The sequence below is a fragment of the Pseudarthrobacter sp. fls2-241-R2A-127 genome, from assembly GCF_030209355.1.
Taxonomy (GTDB): Bacteria; Actinomycetota; Actinomycetes; order Actinomycetales; family Micrococcaceae; genus Arthrobacter.
The window spans coordinates 225,796-246,000 of sequence record NZ_JARVSF010000002.1 but is presented as its reverse complement, the minus strand read 5'-3'; the positions used below and the strand labels follow the sequence as shown (position 1 = coordinate 246,000).

Genomic DNA, 20,205 nt, shown 5'->3' with positions numbered 1-20,205 from the left:
GTGGCAGGATGGTGGCATGACTTCCGCTACCCCTGATGCAACGCTGTCCGCCAACAGTCCCGCCGTCGTCCTCACCATCGCTGGCTCCGAGGCCACCGGCGGCGCCGGCGCACAGGCCGATCTGAAGACGTTCCAGGAGTTAGGTGTCTTCGGCATCGCAAACCTGACCTGCATTGTGTCCTTCGACCCGAAGGCCAGCTGGAACCACCGCTTCGTGCCGGTGGACCAGCAGGTGATTGCCGATCAGCTGGAGGCGACGACGGCGGCGTACGGTCCGGCGTCGGGCGCGCCTTCGGCCCTGGACACCGTGAAGATCGGCATGCTGGGCAGCCCCGCCACCATCAGCACCGTGGCCGGCGCCCTGCAGGAAAACAGCTTCAGCAACGTGGTGCTGGACCCGGTGCTGATCTGCAAGGGCCAGGAGCCGGGCCATGCGCTGGACACCGACCAGGCACTGAAAGCGCAGATCCTGCCGCTGGCCACGTTCGTCACGCCCAACCATTTCGAGGCGGAGTCCCTGTCCGGGCTGGAGATCACGGACGTCGAATCCCTGAAGGCCGCCGCCGTCCGCATCCACGAAATCAGCGGCGCGGCAGTCCTTGCCAAGGGCGGGGTGCGGCTGGAAGGTCCGGACGCCGTCGACGTCTTCTACGACGGCGAGACCCTCGAAGTCCTGAGCGCCCCGAAGGTGGGCGACGTGGCCGTGTCCGGCGCCGGCTGCTCACTGGCCGCTGCTGTGACGGCCGAGCTCGCCAAGGGTGCCACCCCGCTGGAGGCGGCCCGGACCGCCAAGGACTTCGTCACCGCCGGAATCCGCAACCGCGTGGCCTCCGGCGCCCCGTTCGACGCCCTCTGGCAGGGCGGCGCGCGCTAAGCCCAACGACGCGCCATCACTTTTCGCCCCCACACACCCAAACGCCCCATCACTTTTCGCCGTTAAATCCGGAACGCGTCTGCACTTTATGCAGACGCGTTCCGGATTTAAGGGCGGGATCTGATGGCGCGTGCGAAAGGCTAGCGGCGGGGGATGTTGCGCAGGTTGCTTCGCGCCATGCTTACGGCCTCGCCTGCGCCGCGGTTGAGTACCACCTTGGACATGGCCGTGGCGAACCCCAGCACCTGCGATCCGGAGATCTTTGGCGGGATGGACAGTGCCTTGGGATCAGTAATGAGCTCCACCAGGGACGGTCCGGGGTGGGCGAACGCTTCCCGATAGGCTGCCTCGATTTGCGAAGGATCAGTGACCCGCACCGCGTGGAAACCCAGGGCCTTGGCCACCTGCGCGTAGTTGGCGTCCGGCACGTCCACGCCGAAGTCGGGCAGCCCGTCCACCAGCATCTCGAGCTTGACCATACCCAAGGTGGAGTTGTTGAACACCACCACGTTCAGCGGCAGCTTATAGGCGGCCGCGGTGATGAGCTCGCCCAGCAGCATGGACAGGCCGCCGTCGCCGGACACCGAGATGACCTGGCGGCCGGGGTAGGCCAGTTGCGCGCCGATGGCGTGCGGGAGGGCGTTGGCCATGGAACCGTGCAGGAAAGACCCGATCAGCCGGCGCGTGCCCAGCGGGTTGATGTAGCGCGCGGTCCAGACGTTGCACATGCCGGTATCCGCGGTGAAGATCGCGTCCTCGGCCGCCACCTGGTCCAGCAGCGATGCCGCATATTCGGGGTGGATGGGCTGCTTCTTTTCCACCTTTCGTGTGTACGCGCCCACGGCCTTGTTCATGAGCCGGTCGTGCTTCTTCAGCATTTGGTCCAGGAACCGCCGGCTCTTCTTGGCTTTCACCAGCGGCAGCAGGGCCCGCAGCGTGGGCAGCACGTCTCCGTGGACGGAAATATCGACGTCGGTCCGCCGGCCCAGGCGCTCCGCCGCCCGGTCCACCTGTGCTGTGCGGGTGTCCGGGAGGAACTGGTCGTAGGGGAAGTCGGTGCCCAGGAGGATCAGCAGGTCGGCGTCCTCGATGCCCTCCGCCGCGGCACCGTAGCCCAGCAGGCCGGTCATGCCGATATCGAACGGGTTGTCGTACTGGACGAAGTCCTTGCCCCGCAGCGAGTGGCCCACCGGGGCCTTGGCCAGCTCGGCCAGCGCCATCAGTTCACTGTGCGCCCCCTCAACGCCGGCGCCGGCGAAAATGGCGACCTTGCCGGCGTCGTTAATGGCATCTGCGAGGGCTTGGACGCTTGCCGGGTCGGGGACCAGGCTCGCACGCCGGAAGGTGGCGGGCAGGGGCGTGGGCGCCGTGGCCTCCAGCCCGGCGATGTCGCCGGGAAGGGTCACGACGGCGACTCCCCCAAGCCCCAGCGCGTGCTGGATGGCGCTGTGCATGACGCGCGGCGCCTGCTCGGCGGTGCTGACGAGCTCCGAGTAGACCGAGCATTCATTGAAGAGCCGGTCCGGGTGGGTTTCCTGGAAGAACGTGCTGCCGATCTGCTTGCTGGGAATGTGCGAGGCGATGGCCAGCACTGGCGCTCCGGAACGGTTGGCGTCATACAGCCCGTTGATCAGGTGCAGGTTGCCCGGCCCGCAGGATCCGGCGCAGACCGCGAGCTTTCCGGTGAGCTGGGCTTCGGCAGCAGCGGCGAAGGCGGCGGCTTCCTCGTGGCGGACGTGCACCCAGTCGATACCGCCCTTCGCGGAGCCTCCGGTCTGGCGTACGGCGTCCACGATCGGGTTGAGGCTGTCGCCCACAATCCCGTAGATCCGCTGCACGCCGGCAGCCTGGAGTTGTTCGATGAGCTGGGTGGCAAGTTCCTTGGCCATGGGTGCAGACTCCCGCGATGGTAGTGGTGTGCTGACATGGCAAATATAGTCCGCTAGTTCAGGGCAGCCTCAGGTGCGGGCTTCGCCTCAGCAGCGAGGGCTTCAGCGAGCAGTGTTGCGGTGCGCACAATGAACGCACGACGGCGGGTGGTGCGGTCTGCGCTGCTGCCCGCCAGGAGGGTGTCGATCTGGGGCAGCACGGGCCAGCCGTCACAGAGGGTGATAACGGTGATCAGCAGGTCCGCGGCGTCCGTGCGGTCGATCCCGGGCAGCACCTCCAGGACCTGCCCCACCTTAATGGCGCAGTGATCGGAGCGGGTGGCCCGGCTGACGGTGTCCCCGCCACGCTCCAGCCCCTCCCAGAACAGGAGCCTGGGCAGGACGCCGTCGGTGGTGTGCCTGTCGAAGAGCCGGCCGGCGTATTCCCCGAACGACTCCGGACCGCTCCCGGTAATGGGCACCTCGGTCATCACGCGGACCATTTCGGCGGCCAGGACGGCGTCGAACAGCTCGTCCTTCTTGCCGAAGTACTGGTAGATGCGTTCCTTGTTCACCCCGGCGGCGGCTGCGATCCGGTCCACGCGGGCGCCGGCCAGGCCCTTGGCGCTGAACTCCTCGGTGGCAGCTGCCAGCAGCAGCTCCCGGGTCCGCTCCGTGTTCCATGCCATGACACAAGTCTACGCAATTCCAACCAGGTAGTTGCAATTGCGTCGGGTCGCGTTTATTGTCGATGCAAGCAAAAAGCAACTAACTAGTTGGAGTTTTCATGGACACGGTTTCACAGCCCGCAGCCCCCGTAATCGCCCAGCCGGCCGCGCAAACCCCTTCGGAGCCCGCAGCGCTGCCCGCTCCGCCGTCGATCCACGTCCGGGCCGCGATCACCTGGCTGGCGATTTTCCCGCTTGTCGCTATCGGCATGATGGCCTCCGCCCCCCTGACGGAAAACTGGCACCCCATTTTCCGCGCCATGGGGTTGACCATGGTGGTGGTTCCCACGGCGGTGTACCTGGTGCTCCCGCGATTGTTCGCCATCCATGGTTTCCTGGCGGTCCGGCGGGGTACCCGCCGCTAGGGACACGCCGGCAGCGCAAAAAGGAGGCGTACGACGGCGGCCTGGCAGCCGCCGTCGTACGCCTCCTTTGGTTAATTGGCACCGAGGGGCCGTCCGGACTAGACGCCCAGCACGTCCTTGTCCTTGCCGCCGGCCTGTGGCGCCTGGGACCAGGCGTGGCCCTGCTCGGCGTCGAGGTGCGTGGCCTTCTTGTTCTTCAGGGCGAAGATGTAGACGAGCAGGGAGATGCCGATGGCCACGGTGACGTAGGTGAAGAGGAGCTCAACCTGCCCGGCCTTCTGCAGGGCGGCCCCGATCAGCGGAACCGTGCCGCCAAACAGGGAGTTCGCGATCGCGTAGCCAAGGCCAACGCCGAGGGCTCGGATGGATGCCGGGAACAGTTCGGCCTTCACCAGGGCGTTGATGGACGTGTAGCCGCCCACGATCAGCAGGCCACCCATCATCAGCAGGAACGCCGTGAACGGATCCTTGGTCCCGGCCAGCGCGGACATCAGCGGCCAGGTGAACAGCACGCCGGTGATGCCGAACCAGAGCAGCAGCGGCTTGCGGCCCACCTTGTCCGAAATGATGCCGTAGACCGGCTGCAGCAGCATGAAGATGAGGAGCGCCCAGAAGTTGATCACCGACGTCGTCTCCTTGGCGATGCCGCTGGTGGTGTTCATGAAGCTCAGGATGAAGTTGGTGTAGGTATAGAACGCCACGGTGCCGCCCAAAGTAACGCCGATGCAGATCAGCAGCGCCTTCCAGTGCTTGGTGAAGAGCAGCTTCAGGGTTCCGGGCTGGGCTTCCCCTGATGCCTTGGCGTTCGCGGCCGCCTCCACCTGGCTGGCGGAGACGGTTTCCTCCATGGAACGCCGCAGCCACAGGACCACCAGCGCGGCCACGCCGCCGATTGCGAACGGGACCCGCCATCCCCACCCGGACAGGGCCTCCTTATCCAGGACGTTCTGCAGGACCACCAGCACCAGCAGCGCCAGCATCTGGCCACCGATCAGTGTGACGTACTGGAAGCTGGAGAAGAACCCGCGGCGTTTTGCGGTGGCCGCCTCGGACATGTAGGTGGCGCTGGTGCCATATTCGCCGCCCACCGAGAAGCCTTGGACCAGCCGCGCCAGCACCAGGAGGACAAGCGCCCAGACGCCGATCACATCCTTGGTGGGCAGGATGGCGATGAAGAACGAGCCTGCGGACATCATGGTCACGCTCAGCGTCAGGGCCGCCTTCCTGCCCTTGCGGTCGGCGAACCTGCCGAAGAACCAGCTGCCGATAGGCCGCATCAGGAACGTGACGGCAAAGACCGCCATGCCTTCCAGTGCTCCCTGCAGCGGATCCTTGGAGTTGAAGAAGTGTGGCTGGAAGTACGCCAGGAACGCCGTATAGATGTAGACGTCGTACCATTCCACGAGGTTGCCCGCGGAGCCCTTCAGGATGTTGCCCACGGCCCGCCGGGTCTGGGCGGCTTCCGAAAGGGGCGCGGCTTGTTGGGTGCTCATCGGTGAGTTCCTCCTCGTGGTGACGTCGGCCTCCCGCACTGGAGGACCTCATCCACGGTATGGGTGATGCACGGCACAGCCAACGTGGCGGGGCATTTCCTAACACTTCCTTAGGAATGCCCCGGCGCCGGGTGCTCCGCTTTCCGTACCGTCGGGCAAATTGTGCCGCCACGCGGTAATCTCACGGGGCGGGGATGAACCGGGAACCACCGGAACCGCAGCGAGGAAGAGTGCCATGGACGTGCTGATCGTCGAGGACGACGACGCCATGGCCGGTGCCCTGACGGCCGCCGTCGAAAGCGCCGGGCACCACCCGAAGCGACTCTCGCGGGGCGCTGACGCGCTGCTCTCCCACCGCAATTTCCAGGTGGTCCTCCTGGACCTGGGGCTGCCGGACATGGACGGGCTGGAGGTGCTGCGCAAGCTCCGCCAGGTCACGGATGTCCCCATCCTGATCCTCACCGCGCGCGACGACGAACGCAGCGTGGTGCTCGGGCTCCGTTCCGGCGCGGACGACTACCTCGTCAAGCCGGTGAAGCTGGTGGAGCTGCTCGCCCGGATCGAAGCGGTGACGCGGCGGGCCGGACGCGCGCGCGGGCTTCCCCAGGAGGACGTGATCGTGCTGGGCGACCTGTCCATTGACCTTAACCGGCGCACCGCTTCCAGGGCAGGCGCGCTGCTCCCCCTGACCGCCACGGAATTTGAACTCCTTGCGCTCCTGGCACGCCATGCAGGCTCGGTGGTTACCCGCGAGCAGATCCTGGATGCGCTGTGGGGCGACGCCTTCCTGGCATCGTCGCGGTCCCTGGACGTCCACCTGACGGGCCTGCGGGCAAAGCTGCAGAAGCCGGGTTTCATCATCAACGTCCGCGGGGTGGGGTACCGGGTGGAGGCGGCTTCCGCATGAGGCTGCGGGTGCTGGGGGTCCTCAGTGTGCTCTGCCTGGTGGTGGTCTTCCTGATCTCGGGAACCATCCTGGGCTCTGCGTCCCGCGAGCTGACCCAGGAACTCCAGATCAACCGGGCGGCCTCCCTGAACCGGCTGGCCCAGGTGGCATTCGACGCCAACGGGGACGGGGACACCGCCCGGCTGCAACGGGAGATGGACACCTATTCGGGCCTCTACGGCGAGGGCATCGTGGTCCGGGTGCAGCAGCAGACCCTGGCGTCCGGCGGCCTGGACGTGGACCGGGGGGACGTCCAGAACGCATTGTCCCTCGCCAGGCTGAACGTCAGCGGCACGTCCCTGGAACCCGTGGAGCCCTTTGGGTCTGGTTCCCGCGTCATCTTCCGGCCGTTCGGCAGCGCCAGCCAGGTCCTGGGCGCCGTGGTGCTGGACGTCCACGCCGACGCAGCACAGCAGAAGCTCCGTGAACGCTGGCTCGCCGTGGGTCTCGCCGCCCTTGCCTTGGCCGCGTTCCTGCTGGTGGGGGCCGCGCGGGTCACCGGGTGGGTCCTGCGCCCCGTCCTGCGGCTGGATTCGGCCGTGCACGAACTGGAGACGAGCGGGCGCACGGAACGCCTCCCCGAGCAGGGGCCGCCGGAGCTGCGGCAACTGAGCCGCTCCTTCACGGCGATGGCGGCCACCGTGAGCGCCAGCATGGCGGCGCAGCGGCAGCTGATCGCGGATACCTCGCACCAGCTGCGGAACCCCGTGGGGGCACTCCGGCTCCGGCTGGACCTGCTCCAGCTGGAGCTGAAGACCGCCCGCGAGCACGATGCCGCGGAACGGGCCATGGCGGAGCTGGACCGGGTGGAGGAGATCCTGGACGGCGTGCTGAAGCTCGCGGCGGCCGAGCACCGGGCGTCCGAGGGGTACCTGCGGGCGGCCGGAAGTCCCGGCGACCTTTCGCCTGCGGATCCGGTGGATCCCTTCCCCATCCTTGAGGGGGAGATTGAACGGGCAGCACCCTTGGCGGAACAGGCCGGCTGCCGGCTGGTCCTGGCCCCGCCGCCGCAGCCGCCCGTACTGGCGCCCTGCCACCCGGCGGAGCTGGCCCAGATGGCCGGCGAACTCCTCAACAACGCCATCAAGTACGCACCCGGGGCCACGGTTACCGCAGCGGTGCGGCCGGAAGCAGGGGCGGTGGTCGTGGACATTTACGACGACGGCCCGGGACTTTCCGCGTCAGAGCGCGCCTCGGCTGCCACCAGGTTCTGGCGGTCCCCACGGCATTCTTCCGTTCCGGGGACCGGGCTGGGCATGACGATTGTGGGTGAGCTTGCCGCCGCCAACGGTGGCCGTCTGGTTCTGGCCGAAGCGGCTCCGCACGGGTTGTCTGCCCGGATCGAGTTCCCCGCGCCTGCTGACCGGGTGACTCCGGGTGCGCCCCAAGGGGGTGCCCGTGCCTGAATCACCCGCCCCGGGCCGTCCTGCCGCGCAGCCGCCGCGGCGCTCCGTGCTCAAGTCAGTGTTCGCCGTCGGACTCGCCGCGTGCCTGCCGCCCGGCCTCAGCGCCTGTACCGGCGGCGACCGGCCCGAGAACCTCGTGGTAGCCGGTGGTGAACCGGGCGGCTTTTACCTGGAATTCTCAACCCTGCTGGCCGCGGCGCTGGAGCGGCACGGCGTGGCGCACCATGCAAGCGCCGTTGCCACCGGCGGAAGCCTGGACAACCTCGCGGAACTTCGGTCCGGGCAGGCCGCCTTTGCCGTAGCCCTGGCCGACGCTGCAGTCCAGCCGGATGCGGGCACCGCGGAGATTGCCGCCATCGGGAAGGTCTACGAAAACTACGTCCACTGCGTGGTGCGGAAGGACAGCGGCATCCGGGACATCATCGGGCTGGCGGGCCGCCGGGTTGCCGTGGGACAGCCCGGCTCGGGCACGTCCCTGACCACGCCCCGGCTCCTGGAAGCCGCCGGGCTCGGCACCTCAGCTAATGCCGCGGCACCATCCGCCGGAACTGCCGCCGTCGAAAATCTGGGCCTGAACGACGGCATCGCAGCCCTCAAGGCCGGAACCGTGGATGCCCTGTTCTGGTCCGGCGGCGTGCCCACTGCCGCCATCGCCACCGCGCAGCAGGACGTGGAGCTGGGACTCCTGGACCTGGCCGGCCTGCTGCCGGAACTGCGCCGGCGGTACGGCGGAATGTACGACCGCGTGCTCATTCCCGAGGGCAGCTATCCCGGAATTCCAGCAGTGTGGACGGTGGGGGCTCCCAACCTGCTCCTGTGCCGCCGGGATCTGGACAGCGCCACTGTGGATCGGACGGTCCAGCTGCTGGTGCACAACGCCGGCGAACTCATTCCGCAGTCCAGTCTCGGCGTCCAGTTCCTCAGCGCGGAAAGCCTCATCAACACCGCCGGAGTCCCCCTGCACCCCGCCGCCGCGGATGCGTACCGCACACTGCACGGCTGACGCGGGCACCTCTCTAGAACAAGCTGTCAGAGGTCGCGCCTAATGTGATGACATGTCTAGTCCCGGAATATTGGCGTCTGTAAATCACCTTCACGAGACTGGTCGCCAGGAGCGAAGAAGTATTGCCTGGGAGGCAGCTCTAATCTTCGGCGGAGGCCTTGTCCTTTACGTGATGCTTGTGCTGCTGGTCAGCAATCCCGGTTTCGCTTCCGTAGAAAGATCGTCCGAGGCATTTTCAAAGCTCAGTATTTCGCTGAACTACATCGCACTGGACGCAGCCGGGATGGCACAGTTTGTGGCCGTTGCTGGTGTGGTCTTAGCCCTTAACCGACTCGATCGCCACTCCCCGGACGAACTAGGCGTTGACGACGCTGTGCGGCTTTGGACGCGATTAGAGTACCGAAGCATCCTCCAATTCCTGTTGGCTCTGACAGCAGCTACTGCACCATATCGATCAATATCCTGGATATTCCTGCACTCCGGCGAGGCAGATTGGCACAAGAAATCCATGGAGATTGCGGGGGCTTGCACGATTCTCTGGCTGCTCTTGCTGGTGGCTGGGCCCATGGGAAGGACGTTCGGGCTTCATGTCATTCAGAGGCAATGGCAGCTACGAGACATTGTTTACCGGGCGGGCCGACTGGAGCACGTCTGGGGAAATCGTTGGGGCTTGAGCTTGGATCTGCCACCGCTCAAAAGTGGGCAGGCACTGCGGATTACGCTTAACTGGACGGCAATCACGACTCTCACCGCATCTACGTCTCTACTGGTCAGCGCGCTTACTTATCACAGCTTCATTTTCGAAATCACCAGTTCGTATTGGCAGTTCCTACTCATGCTCTGGATCTACTACTCATTTGTTGGATTGTTCGTGCTGGTTCTCGCCGTGAGCGCTTCTCTCCTGGCATTGCGCACATCCAAGGACAGCCGGTCGAAGGCAACCACGTTTTGGAAGTTTGCAGCCATCGTTCTTCCGTTCGGCTTCGTCGCCGAGAGTGTTTGGGTATTTGCCAGAGATTATTGGCCGGTTACCGTTCCAGTTCTTGTCATGGGAGCAGCACAATACGCCTGCGTCCAGGGCATTCTCCGTGCGAGCCCTCTGCAGCCGCGCGCGTGGGATCCCATTCGCAACCTTGTCTTGGCTATCAGGACGCTGTCGCATCAAAGGGCATGCACAAATTGGCAGTTCTTAAAATCCCAGTGGGATTCGCGTTTGGACCATATGCCGAGACGTGAGTCCCGAAAGGCTAGAAAAGAAGCGCAACGGTGGAGAAAGAAGCACAATCTGACCGCTCCTTTTCTCTCCTGACACCAGCCCCGACCCAATATCAGCTCCCCGAGTGGGCCTGGAGGAAGCTGTAGATCTCGGTCTCGTCCACGCCGGGGAAGGCTCCAGGCGGCATCGCGGCGAGCAGGTGCGAGTGCGCCCGTGCCGAGGGCCAGGCGTTGCCGGCCCACTGGCTTGTCAGCTCGGCGGGCGGCCGTTTGCAGCAGGAGGGATCGGGGCAGTTGGAGGTGGCCCGGGCGGTGGTCTCCCGGCCGCGGAACCACTTCACGTGCTGGTAGGGCACCCCGATGCTCAGTGAGAACTCCCCTGCGGCCGAGCGTTCCGTACGGGCGGTGCACCAGTATGTGCCGGACGGAGTGTCGGTGTACTGGCTGTAGGCACTGAACTTGTCCGGCACATCAAACACGGCCCGCGAGGTCCACGCCTTGCACGAGGGCTGGCCCTCAATGGCGCCGGTGTGGTCCTGCGGGAAGTTCACGCCGTCGTTCTCATAGGCCTTGTAGATGATGCCGCTCTGGTGTGTCTTCTGGAAGTGCGTGGTCAGGCCCAGATGCTTGGTGGCCAGGTTGGTGAAGCGGTGCGCTGCCGTTTCGTAGGAGACGGCGAACGCATCCCGGATGTCCTCCACGGCGATTTCCTTGGCCGCTTTGGCCTTTTGCAGGAATTCCACGGTTGCCTGCTCGGGCAGCAGCAGGGCTGCGGCGAAGTAGTTGGTGGCCACCCGCTGGGCCAGGAAGTCGCCGTAGTTCTTGGGTGTCTCGTGGCCCAGGACGTAGTGTCCCAGGGCCTGCAGGAGGACCGAGCGGGGGTCGTGATCCTGGCGCTGGCTTTGGGTCAGGTAAATTTTGCGGTTCTTCAAATCCGTCACGGACCGGGTGGAGTGCGGCAAATCCCCCACGTGATGCAGGGTGAAACCGAGGTGCGCGGCGATGTCCGCAATGACGTGCTGGCTCAGCGGACCGGCGGTGTAGCCCACCTCCTTGAGGACCTTCTGCGCCTCTGCCTCGTACTCAGGGAAATAGTTGCCGCGCTCCCGCATCATGGCCCGCAGTTCACCGTTGGCGCGGCGGGCTTCCTCGGGGGTGGCCACCTGCTCGTTCATCTTCCGTTCCAGCTCATGCAGCAGGCCCACCTGGGCCTCCAGGACATCCAGCGGAAGCCGCGAACTGACGCGGATTTTGGGCAGGTTCAGCGACTCGTAAAGCGGCCCGCGCTGGTACCGTTCCAGTTCAATCTCCAGTGCAGCGCGGCGGCTGGGCGGCTCAGCCCCGAGGAGCTGGTCGATGCTGACGTTGAGCGCCCCCGCGAGGTGCTGCAGCAGGGTCAGTTTTGGCTCCCGCTTGCCGTTTTCGATCAGGCTCAGCTGGCTGGGGGCGGTGCCGACGGCGGCGCTCAGGTCATCAAGCGTGAGCCCGGCTTGTTTGCGGAGGTGGCGGACGCGGCGGCCCAGCGCGATGACATCCAGTCCGGCTGCGGCGGCGGAGGGAGGCTGGGAAACGTCCCTGTTCCAGCTTGAAGGCGACATTTCTGAAGAATACGTGAAGAAGTGCATTTCTTTCCACCATTTTTATCTAGAAAGGGGGTTGAAAGTGCTGAAAAGTAGTTCTCACGGAAAGAAACACCGCACCGGATAAGGCCGGTGGGAACCTCAACGGCGCGGTTCCCACCTACTCCATCCGGAGCTCAATCAAGGAGATCAACGATGACTGCAGCATTTGAGCCCACCCAGCAGCCGTCCGGCCAGGACACCACACAGCAGGCCGCCGCACTGGAGCTCGAGTGGGCCGCCGACCCCCGCTGGGAAGGTGTGACCCGGGACTACTCAGCTTCCGACGTCGTCCGCCTCCGCGGCCGCGTCTCCGAAGAGCACACCCTGGCCCGCCGCGGTTCGGAGAAGCTGTGGAAGCAGCTCACCGAAGAGCACAAGACCGGCGGCTACACCAACGCCCTGGGCGCCCTCACCGGCAACCAGGCCGTCCAGCAGGTCAAGGCCGGCCTGCGTGCCATCTACCTCTCCGGCTGGCAGGTCGCCGCGGACGCCAACAACTCCGGCCACACCTACCCGGACCAGTCGCTCTACCCGGCCAACTCGGTCCCCACCGTGGTCCGCCGCATCAACAACGCACTGCTTCGCGCCGACCAGATCGAGTTCTCCGAGGGCATCCAGACCGTCGAGGACTGGCTGGTCCCGATCGTCGCCGACGCAGAGGCCGGCTTCGGCGGCCCGCTGAACGCCTACGAACTCATGAAATCCATGATCCAGGCCGGCGCCTCCGGTGTTCACTGGGAGGACCAGTTGGCGTCGGAGAAGAAGTGCGGACACCTCGGCGGCAAGGTCCTGATCCCCACCCAGCAGCACGTCCGGACCTTGAACGCCGCCCGCCTGGCCGCCGACGTCGCCGGCACCCCGTCCGTGGTCATCGCCCGTACCGACGCCGAGGCAGCGACCCTGATCACCTCCGACGTGGACGAGCGCGACCAGGAATTCATCACCGGTGAGCGCACCGCCGAGGGCTTCTACAAGGTCCGCAACGGCATCGAACCCTGCATCGCCCGGGCCAAGGCCTACGCCCCTTACTCGGACCTGATCTGGATGGAGACCGGCACCCCGGACCTGGAGCTGGCCCGCAAGTTCGCCGAAGCGGTCAAGGCTGAGTTCCCGGACCAGATGCTCTCCTACAACTGCTCGCCGTCCTTCAACTGGCGCAAGCACCTGGACGACGCCACCATCGCCAAGTTCCAGCGTGAACTCGGCGCCATGGGCTTCACGTTCCAGTTCATCACCCTGGCCGGCTTCCACGCCCTGAACTACTCGATGTTCGACCTCGCCCACGGCTATGCCCGTGAAGGCATGAGCGCCTACGTCGAGCTCCAGGAAAAGGAATTCGCCTCCGAGTCCCGCGGCTACACCGCAACCAAGCACCAGCGCGAAGTCGGCACCGGCTACTTCGACACCATCTCCACGGCGCTCAACCCGAACGCGTCGACCCTCGCCCTCGTGGGATCCACCGAAGAGGGCCAGTTCCACTAACGCTTAGCGTTCGACGGCGGGCCTTGCGTCCGGCCTTCGGACCGGAAACGCTCGGCGTGCTATTCCCCATGGCCGGCTTCTTACCTCGCTGAGCGAGGACGAAGCCGGCCACAGGGCCCCTTTTACGCACGCTGCCGCGTTCCCGGCTCCTTCGGCCTTGTGCCTTGCTCACCCACGTGCCGCTACCCGCCGTCGAACTTCCCTTTTGTCTTTAAGGAGACTGAGATGAACAGCTTCACCGATAGCTTTACGCTCAATGGCATCACCCTGACCGCGCAGCCCATTTGCCGGCAGGACGAAGTACTCACCCCGGACGCACTGACGTTCATCGCGAAACTGCACCGGGCAACTGCCGAGCGGCGGCAGGAACTGCTGCAGGCCCGCCGCACCCGCCGGGCCGATATCGCCGCCGGAGCGGACCCGCGGTTCCTGCGGGAGACCGAGCACATCCGCAACGATCCGTCCTGGCGGGTCGCTCCCCCGGCCCCGGGGCTGGAAGACCGCCGGGTCGAAATCACGGGTCCGGTGGACAAGAAGATGACCATCAACGCCCTGAATTCCGGGGCCAAGGTGTGGCTCGCGGACATGGAGGACTCCTCCACCCCCACCTGGCGCAACGTCATCAAGGGCCAGCTGAACCTCACCGACGCCCTGGAACGCCGGATCGATTTCACCACCGAAGAAGGCAAGGAATACAAGCTCCGCCCGGCCGGTGACCTGCCCACCATCGTGGTCCGCCCCCGCGGCTGGCACCTGCCCGAAAAGCACATGCTCATCGACGGCCAGCCCATCGCAGGCGGCATCGTGGACTTCGGCCTGTTCTTCTTCCACAACGCCCGCCGGCTGCTCGCCCAGGGCAAGGGCCCGTACTTCTACCTGCCCAAGATCGAGAACCACCTCGAAGCCCGGCTGTGGAACGACATCTTCATCCTGGCCCAGGACCTGCTCGGTATCCCGCAGGGCACCATCCGTGCCACGGTGCTGATCGAGACCATCACCGCAGCCTTCGAAATGGAGGAGATCCTCTACGAACTGCGGGACCACGCCGCCGGCCTGAACGCCGGCCGATGGGACTACATCTTCTCCCTGATCAAGAACTTCCGCACCCGCGGCCCCCGCTTCGTCCTGCCGGACCGCGGCCAGGTGACCATGACCCAGCCGTTCATGCGGGCATACACCGAGCAACTGGTCCGGGCATGCCACAAGCGCGGCGCCATGGCCATCGGCGGCATGGCCGCGGCCGTCCCCAACCGCAAGGACCCCGAGGCCAACGCCAACGCCCTGGAGAAGGTCCGCGCAGACAAGACCCGCGAAGCCAACGACGGCTTTGACGGCTCATGGGTGGCCCACCCCGACCTGGTGCCGGTGTGCCGCGAGGTCTTCGACTGCGTCCTGGGCACCAAGCCCAACCAGCTGGACCGGCTCCGCGAGGACGTCACCCCGGACGACCGCGCCCTGATCAATGTTGCAGCCACCACGGGCACCATCACCGAGCAGGGCATCCGGAACAACATCGAGGTAGGCATCCGCTACATCGAGTCCTGGCTGCGCGGCAACGGTGCGGTGGCCATCCATAACCTCATGGAGGACGCCGCCACCGCAGAGATCTCCCGCTCCCAGCTCTGGCAGTGGATCTACGCCCGCGCCATCACGGACCAGGGCGAAATCATTAGCCACGAGTGGGTGGAGGAGCTCCTGGACGAGGAATTTGCCCGGCTGGAACGCTTCGACGGCGACCGCTTCGAGGACGCCCGCGACATCTTCGAAGAGGTCACGCTCAGCCGTGAGTTCCCGTCCTTCCTCACCCTGCCCGCCTACGCCCGCTACCTGACGGAGGCCCGCGAAAAGGCCACCGTGGAGGAGCTGGCCGCGGCCTGACCAGATTTCCGTCTGCCGGGCCGGCATGCCCTCCGCAACAGGCTCCCCGAAATCCGGGGCGCCGGCCCGGCGACGGAGCACCACGTCGAACGCCCGCTCACTTTCAAGGGAAAGTGAGCGGGCGTTGTCGTGTCCGTAACGGTAAGTGATGGGTGGGGGGCCCACGCCCGCAGGGTTCCCTGGCCGAGCTTGCGAGGCTAGGGTGCGGGTGGGGGGCCCACGCCCGCAGGGTTCCCTGGCCGAGCTTGCGAGGCTAGGGTGCGGGTGGGGAGGGAAAGTACGACGGCGGGACGTCGCCTCAGCGGCCCTTCGGCACCTTGCGCACGGACAGGGTGGTGCTGGCAAAGAACGTCAGTACGGAGACCAGGATGACCAGCAGGGCCGGCGTCCACGATCCCGATGTGTCGTGGACGAAGCCCACCAGTGGCGGGGCCACGGCGGCGAGGCAGTAACCAAGGCCCTGCACCGTTGCCGACATCCGGCCCGCGGACGCCTGGTCCCGCGCCAGCTTGATCACGGCGATGAAGATCAGGGTGATGCCGCCGCCCTGGGCGATGCCGCCGGAGGTGGACCACAGCCACCACAGCTGCGGCAGGAACAGGAGCCCCACGGGGACGGCAAGCCACAACGTTCCCAAGGTGACCGCCACCGCCGTCGTACTCATGTACTTGGCGGCAAAGGGCACACCGAGCCCGCCCACGATCGCCAGTATCTGGAAGATCGAGGACGCGGCGCCGGCCTGGGCGGCGTTCATGCCCAACTCATCGTGCAGGTAGCTGGGCAGCCACGCCGTGACGCCGTAGTAGGAGAAAGCCTGGCCGCCGAAGCCTGCCGTCAGCCCGAAGGTGGTCCAGCCGGAACTGCGCGCCGTGGCCCGCTGCCCGTCCCCGGGTTGCGCCGGATCCGAGTCCGGACCGGACATCAGGAATGCGGTGCGAGGCCCCACCGCCAGGACCCACACGACGATGGCGGCGACGGCAAGGACGGCGACGGCGGCCAGCGCAAGCCGCCACCCGGTGGCCGCCGCCAACGGGGCCATGGCCACCGAGGTCAGGAAGGACCCGATGTTCAACGCTGCCGTGTAGATCCCCATGGCGGTCCCCTGCCGGCGCGGTGCGAAATCGCGGCGGATGATCAGGGGCACCGCAATGTTTCCCACCGTGATGGCCACGCCGATGAGCACGGTACCTGCCACCACCAGCACCGGGCCGCCGGCGGACCGGACCAGCACACCGGCCAGCACCCCCAGGATGGTCAGCGTGACGGCGAACTCGGCACCAAACTTCCGCGCCGCCAGGGAGGCCAACGGGGCAGCGAGCGAGAAGCAGAGCACGGGAATGCTGGTCAACAGGCCGAGGAGTACTGGCGAAAAGTGCAGTTCTGCCTGCATGTGGTCCACCAGGGGCGCGACCGCCACGAAGGGGCCCCGAAGGTTCAGGGCCAGCAGGCCGATGCAGGCCAGCAGGATCCAGCTCTTGGGCATGCGGGAAAGGACGCCGGCGCTCACAGGGACAACATGGGGAATGGGCTTGGATTCATTACCCTCATTGCTATCACGCCGTGCGTGCCCCGGACTCCAGGCGCCCTGCCGAGGGGCCCTGCCATACGATGAACGTGACCTTGGACGAATGGACACCGCAAAGGACACCCATGACGCACCGGCTTGCCATCCTTGATGACTACCAGGACGTGGCCCACGGCTTCGCCGACTTCGCGGCGCTGGAGGCTGCCGGCGTCACCGTCACTTCGTACCGGGAGCCATTCGCCTCCCGCGACGCCCTCGTCTCGGCGCTGGCAGGCGCCACCATGGTCATCGCCATGCGCGAGCGGACGGCGTTCCCGCGTGAAGTTTTCGAGGAACTTCCGGCCCTGCAGCTGCTGGTGACCACCGGCATGGCCAACGCCTCCATCGACGTCGCCGCGGCAACCGAGCACGGGGTTACCGTGTGCGGCACGCCCGGCTCGCCCGCCGCCGCACCGGAGCTGACCTGGGCCCTGCTGCTTGCCATCGCCCGGCACTTGCCGGCCGAGGAGCACTCGCTGCGCGCGGGTACCTGGCAGTCCACTGTGGGATTTGAGCTGGCCGGAAAGACCCTGGGGATCGTGGGGCTGGGCAAGATCGGCCGGCGGGTGGCGGCGTACGGGCAGGCCTTCGGGATGGACGTGGTGGCGTGGAGCCGGAACCTGACGGCGGACGCGGCGGCCGAAGCCGGCGCGCGCCTGGTCTCGAAGAAGGAGTTGTTCACGGTGGCCGACGTCGCCACCCTCCACCTGCGCCTCTCCCCGCGCTCCGAAAACACCGTGGGCGAGGAAGAACTGCGGCTGCTCGGCCCCGACGGCATCCTGGTGAACACGGCGCGGGGCCCCCTGGTGGACCAGGAAGCCCTTGTCAGGGCGCTGAACGAAGGCTGGATCCGCGGCGCCGCCCTGGATGTCTTTGACCAGGAACCCCTGCCGGCCGGGCACCCGCTCCTGGCTGCGCCTAACACGGTGCTCTCGCCCCACCTGGGTTATGTCACCCAGGAAAGCTACCGCCAGTTCTATGGCGGGGCCGTGGAGGACATCACCGCCTGGCTGGCCGGCTCCCCCATCCGAACCATCACCGCCTGAGCCGGGAGGATCCCCATGACCCACACCATCCGCAAGGCAACAGCGGACGACGCCGGCCCGCTGGCCGCGCTGGCAGCCGTCACCTTCCCGCTGGCCTGCCCGCCGTCGTCGTCACCGTCCGACATTGCCGCGCACCTGGCCAACACGCTCAGCGAAGCGCACTTCGCGGGCTACCTCGCGGATCCGGACATCACCGTCCTGGTCATCGACGCCGACGGTCCGCTCACCGGCTACAGCCTGCTGGTGGACCGGCCCGCCGCGGACCCGGATGTGTCCTCTGCGCTGACGCTGGTCCCGTCCGTGGAGATCAGCAAGTGCTACGTCCACCCTGATTACCACGGGTTGGGCGCCGCCGCCGAACTCATGCACGTCAGCCTCGAGGCAGCCGCCGCAGCAGGTGCGGCCGGGGCCTGGCTGGGCGTCAACAGCCAGAACGCCCGGGCCATCCGTTTCTATGAGAAATCGGGTTTCCGCAAGGTGGGAACCAAGTCCTTCCGGCTGGGCAGCACGGTGGAACACGACTTCGTGCTGGAACGCCCCCTTCTTTAGGGGAGCCTGCGGGTGCCAACGCCCGCAGCCGCCCCTTCCAGCGGGTAGGCAAGCGGCGGGCGGGGCTCGGCGAGCAGCTTCAGTCCCGGCGGAAGGCCTTCAATGGTGCCTGTGGTTCCGGTGGCGTTGATGGTCACCCGGCTTCCGTCCAGCAGGACATTTTCCGCCCGGAAGGTACCCACGGACTCCGGCAGGATCGGTGCCAGGTGCACCACCCCGCGGGTGAAGACGGGGTCGAACCGCAGCAGGATCCGCGCCAGCTGCACCGGCGCCGCCGCGGCCCAGGCCTGCGGCGAGCACGCGGTGGGGTACGGAACCGGGCCGGGGTACTCGCCACGGTCGAACCCGCAAAACAGCTCCGGCAACCGGCCATCGAAGTGCCGGGCGGCGTCGAGGATCCCCGAGGCAACCCGCTTGGCCTCGTCCACGAACCCGTACCGCATCAGCCCGGTGGCCACCAGCGCCGTATCGTGGGGCCACACCGAGCCGTTGTGGTAGCTGACGGGGTTGTAGGCGCCCATGTCGGAAGCCAGCGTGCGGATTCCCCAGCCGGTGAACATCTGGGGGGACATCAGGTTTTCCATGACGGACACGGCTTTGTCTTCGTCCACGACGCCCGTCCACAGGCAGTGGCCGATGTTGGAGGTCAGTGCATCGACCGGCCGCTTGTCCTTGTCCAGGGCCACCGCGTAGTAGCCCTTGTCCGGGAGCCAGAACTTCTTGTTGAACTCCTCCTTGAAGGCTGCTGCCTTGTCTGCCCAGTGTTTTTCCAGGGCGGACTCGCCGCTCCAATGGGCCAGCAGGGACCTGCCCAGGTAGGCGGAGTACACGTAGGCCTGGACCTCGCAGAGGGCGATCGGGGCTTCGGCGATGGTCCCGTCGGCGAAGTTGATCCCGTCCCAGGAGTCCTTCCAGCCTTGGTTCACCAGGCCGTGGTCGTTGGGCCGGAGGTATTCCACGAAGCCGTCGCCATCGCGGTCGCCGTATTTTTCGATCCACTCCAGAGCCCGGTCCGCGTGCGCCAGCAGCGGCTGGATCGCATCCCGGGACAGGCCCCACCGGCTGAGCTCGCCCAAGGTGGAGACGAAAAGGGGCGTGGCGTCGGCAGTGCCGTAGTACGCCGTACCGCCCAAGGACAGGCCGGCGGTGACGCCGAGCCGGACTTCGTGCGGGATGCGGCCGGGTTCCTCTTCGGAATCCACGTCCACCTTTTTCCCCTGGATCCCGGCCAGGGTTTGGAGCGTGCCCAGGGCGAGGTTGGGGTTGACCATCAGGCTCATGTAGGAGGTCAGCAGCGAATCCCGGCCGAACAAGGCCATGAACCATGGCGCCCCGGCCGCCACCGCGGCCCGGTTGGGATGGTGGGCGTCGAAGATGCGCAGGGCACCAAGATCGCTTTGGCTCCGGTTGAGCACGTTCTGGAAGCTGGAGTCCTCGATGCTGATCCGTGGAACGCCTTCCTCCCAGTCCAGGTGCCGGCGCACGCCCTCACGGTGGTGCGGCAACTGCCCTTCCTTGAAGGGCTTTTCGGGTGCCTCCCCGTTAACCAGCGGCACCACGATTACACTCGTGGCCCATTTGCCCCTGGCAGGGACGGTCACGTGGAAGCGCAGTCCATCCGTGCTGACTTCGGCGTCCCGCGCGCCGATGGCCGAACCGCGCTGCTGGCCGTGCCTTTCGGCTTCGATGACCAGCCGCCCTTCCGACACCGTCCGCGTGGTGTCATCTGCTCCTGTGGTCCGTCCGCCCTTCACATCGAACAGGTCGGCCTGGTCGGCGTCGACCAGCAGTTCGATGTCACACTCCACCGGTTCGGACGCGTAGTTCTCCAGCGAGATGTCGTCCTGCAGGCCCGGACCGATGTGGCGGACCTGGCGGACCACCAGCGGGCTGTCAAACCTGCCGCCGGGCCATTTGGCGCGGCCCACGAAGGTGGCCTCGAACGGTTGCGGGCGCTGGGCGGACAACGGTTCGCGCAACGCTCCGTTGATGCGGAGCGTCCAGCGCGAGATGATGCGCGTGTCCTGGAAGAACACTCCGTTGGTGCCGGCGTCCGGGCTGATGTCGCCGGTACCGGAGGAGATGCAGAACGATGATCCTTCAAGGACCGTGACCGAGCCCGAATCGGATACTGCGGCCTCGTTGTCTTCGTTCCAGGCGGTCATG

General features: G+C 66.5%; 16 protein-coding genes. 10 read left to right on the top strand and 6 right to left on the bottom strand.

Translation table 11 applies throughout. The features are described 5' to 3' along the window. Positions 1–16 precede the first annotated feature (16 nt). A complete protein-coding gene (locus tag QRN53_RS01225) occupies positions 17–874 on the top strand; it encodes a hydroxymethylpyrimidine/phosphomethylpyrimidine kinase (RefSeq protein ID WP_285242203.1) in 858 nt (285 codons plus the stop codon). A 140-nt stretch (positions 875–1,014) separates the two neighbouring features. Here the strand turns inward: QRN53_RS01225 and QRN53_RS01220 are convergent, their stop codons facing one another. Both QRN53_RS01220 and QRN53_RS01215 read right to left on the bottom strand, forming a co-directional pair. After that, on the bottom strand, positions 1,015–2,763 hold the full coding sequence (locus QRN53_RS01220) for a pyruvate dehydrogenase (protein ID WP_285242202.1): 1,749 nt from the start codon (positions 2,761–2,763) through the stop codon (positions 1,015–1,017). A gap of 53 nt (positions 2,764–2,816) precedes the next feature. Beyond that, a complete protein-coding gene (locus QRN53_RS01215; protein WP_285242201.1) occupies positions 2,817–3,431 on the bottom strand; it encodes a TetR/AcrR family transcriptional regulator in 615 nt (204 codons plus the stop codon). 98 nt (positions 3,432–3,529) lie between these two features. Between QRN53_RS01215 and QRN53_RS01210 the strand changes: the two genes are divergently transcribed. Then, positions 3,530–3,835, top strand: coding sequence for a putative antibiotic biosynthesis monooxygenase (locus QRN53_RS01210; RefSeq protein ID WP_285242200.1), 306 nt, complete (start codon positions 3,530–3,532; stop codon positions 3,833–3,835). Between the two features lie 98 nt (positions 3,836–3,933). Here QRN53_RS01210 and QRN53_RS01205 read toward each other — a convergent pair whose 3' ends face one another. Further along, positions 3,934–5,328 carry an MFS transporter gene (locus QRN53_RS01205; protein ID WP_285242199.1) on the bottom strand — a complete coding sequence of 465 codons (1,395 nt, stop codon included), beginning with the start codon at positions 5,326–5,328 and terminating at the stop codon, positions 3,934–3,936. A gap of 235 nt (positions 5,329–5,563) precedes the next feature. On the opposite strand from QRN53_RS01205, the gene QRN53_RS01200 reads away from it, so the two are divergent. From QRN53_RS01200 to QRN53_RS01185, 4 genes are read left to right on the top strand one after another with little or no spacing between them, the layout of a single operon-like run. Next, positions 5,564–6,235: a response regulator transcription factor gene (locus QRN53_RS01200; RefSeq protein WP_285242198.1), complete on the top strand. Its 672-nt coding sequence runs from the start codon at positions 5,564–5,566 to the stop codon at positions 6,233–6,235. Further along, positions 6,232–7,680: a sensor histidine kinase gene (locus QRN53_RS01195; protein ID WP_285242197.1), complete on the top strand. Its 1,449-nt coding sequence runs from the start codon at positions 6,232–6,234 to the stop codon at positions 7,678–7,680. The genes QRN53_RS01200 and QRN53_RS01195 overlap by 4 nt, the downstream gene beginning before the upstream one ends. Continuing rightward, the gene (locus tag QRN53_RS01190) at positions 7,673–8,683 is read left to right on the top strand and encodes a TAXI family TRAP transporter solute-binding subunit (RefSeq protein ID WP_285242196.1); all 1,011 of its coding nucleotides are present in this window, start codon (positions 7,673–7,675) and stop codon (positions 8,681–8,683) included. Before QRN53_RS01195 ends, QRN53_RS01190 begins: the two co-directional genes overlap by 8 nt. 52 nt (positions 8,684–8,735) lie before the next feature. Beyond that, the gene (locus tag QRN53_RS01185) at positions 8,736–9,992 is read left to right on the top strand and encodes a hypothetical protein (RefSeq protein WP_285242195.1); all 1,257 of its coding nucleotides are present in this window, start codon (positions 8,736–8,738) and stop codon (positions 9,990–9,992) included. 19 nt (positions 9,993–10,011) lie between these two features. Here QRN53_RS01185 and QRN53_RS01180 read toward each other — a convergent pair whose 3' ends face one another. Continuing rightward, complete coding sequence (locus QRN53_RS01180) at positions 10,012–11,523, bottom strand: helix-turn-helix transcriptional regulator (RefSeq protein WP_285242194.1); 1,512 nt, start codon at positions 11,521–11,523, stop codon at positions 10,012–10,014. Between the two features lie 150 nt (positions 11,524–11,673). Here QRN53_RS01180 and aceA point away from each other — a divergent pair, with 150 nt between their 5' ends. Further along, entirely contained in the window at positions 11,674–13,002 is a 1,329-nt protein-coding gene (aceA, locus tag QRN53_RS01175; protein ID WP_285242193.1) for an isocitrate lyase, read from the top strand. A 225-nt stretch (positions 13,003–13,227) separates the two neighbouring features. After that, positions 13,228–14,880, top strand: a complete 1,653-nt coding sequence (gene aceB, locus QRN53_RS01170) for a malate synthase A (RefSeq protein WP_285242192.1) — start codon at positions 13,228–13,230, stop codon at positions 14,878–14,880. Between the two features lie 298 nt (positions 14,881–15,178). On the opposite strand, the gene QRN53_RS01165 is transcribed toward aceB, so the two are convergent. Beyond that, entirely contained in the window at positions 15,179–16,363 is a 1,185-nt protein-coding gene (locus QRN53_RS01165; protein WP_502934808.1) for an MFS transporter, read from the bottom strand. A 167-nt stretch (positions 16,364–16,530) separates the two neighbouring features. On the opposite strand from QRN53_RS01165, the gene QRN53_RS01160 reads away from it, so the two are divergent. Both QRN53_RS01160 and QRN53_RS01155 read left to right on the top strand, forming a co-directional pair. Then, positions 16,531–17,490 carry a D-2-hydroxyacid dehydrogenase family protein gene (locus QRN53_RS01160; protein WP_285242190.1) on the top strand — a complete coding sequence of 320 codons (960 nt, stop codon included), beginning with the start codon at positions 16,531–16,533 and terminating at the stop codon, positions 17,488–17,490. Between the two features lie 15 nt (positions 17,491–17,505). Next, complete coding sequence (locus QRN53_RS01155; protein WP_285242189.1) at positions 17,506–18,039, top strand: GNAT family N-acetyltransferase; 534 nt, start codon at positions 17,506–17,508, stop codon at positions 18,037–18,039. Here QRN53_RS01155 and QRN53_RS01150 read toward each other — a convergent pair. Further along, complete coding sequence (locus tag QRN53_RS01150; RefSeq protein WP_285242188.1) at positions 18,036–20,204, bottom strand: amylo-alpha-1,6-glucosidase; 2,169 nt, start codon at positions 20,202–20,204, stop codon at positions 18,036–18,038. The two genes, QRN53_RS01155 and QRN53_RS01150, sit on opposite strands and share 4 nt — an antisense overlap. Position 20,205 lies beyond the last annotated feature (1 nt).